The sequence below is a fragment of the Bradyrhizobium sp. LeoA1Lang genome (assembly GCF_055413685.1).
Genome location: NZ_JBVAPG010000575.1, coordinates 1 through 293 on the forward strand (window position 1 = coordinate 1; position 293 = coordinate 293).

Here is a 293-nt window from a genome sequence, read left to right on the forward strand (position 1 = left end):
ACCTTCTGCGCTCGCGGCTGGACGCGATCATCGACATGAACCATGCGCTGGTGCAGCTGGCGCGGACGATCGACTGGGCATTCCTCGAGCAGAAGTTCGGCGCGGTCTATGAGGACAAGCCGGGCCGATTGGCTGCGGCGCTTAGGGTAGTGCACGAGCAACTATTCGCCCCAGCTGCCGTGTGCCGGCATCGTCGCAGCGAATTGATCAGGTCGCTCGTGGACCAATCTTGGGCCGTGCTTCTTGGCGATGACACGCGGCCTGCCGTTCAGCCCTCATCCAAACTTGAATAA

Annotated in this window: 1 protein-coding gene; it reads left to right on the plus strand. The window is 61.4% G+C overall.

From position 1 onward, the window contains the following. A partial coding sequence (locus ACZYOF_RS44550) for a transposase (RefSeq protein WP_463719693.1) occupies positions 1-293 on the plus strand: 293 nt, incomplete at its 5' end.